The organism is Xenorhabdus littoralis (assembly GCF_033949345.1).
Lineage (GTDB): Bacteria > Pseudomonadota > Gammaproteobacteria > Enterobacterales > Enterobacteriaceae > Xenorhabdus > Xenorhabdus littoralis.
The window spans coordinates 1-542 of the sequence record NZ_VCDP01000179.1 but is presented as its reverse complement, the minus strand read 5'-3'; the positions used below and the strand labels follow the sequence as shown (position 1 = coordinate 542).

Below are 542 nucleotides of genomic sequence, written 5' to 3'. Positions count from 1 at the left end.
AGCTTGCCCCCGCCGTTTTGGATATCACCCTCCGACGTCACATTCAATGCGGACAGCCCCTGCAACGTGCCGCGCTGGTTATCGATGGTGCCCGTCGTGTTCACGGTCAGCGCTTGTTCGGACAGCAGTTTGCCGTCGCTGTTATCGAGGCTCTGCGCAATGACATCTACCTGTTTACCGCTTTGGGCCGTTCCGCTGTGGTTATCCCAGTGGCCCTGGGTGCGAATATCCAGCGCGTCAGCCGCGTCGAAAAGTCCGTGCTGATTATTAATCGACTGATGACTGTCAAGCAGCAAATGTCCCTTGCTGACGATCTTACCCTGTGCATTGTTCAGGTGCTGTGCCGTCAATTGCAGCACTTCTCCCCGTATGTCACCGGACTGGTTATTGATGTTGTCGACGGCGTTCAGGGTCAGCTTTTGTTCGGCCGACAGTTTGCCGCTGCTGTTATCAATGCTGTGGGCGGAGACATCAACCTGTTTGCTGCCTTGCAGGGTACCGCCGTGGTTATCAATGCTATAAGCGGAGACGTCAACCTGCTT

1 pseudogene is annotated in these 542 nt (G+C 55.4%); it reads right to left on the bottom strand.

What is annotated here, in order from left to right:
* Positions 1 to 542, bottom strand: a pseudogene (locus FE394_RS19100) (hypothetical protein); the annotation flags it as partial.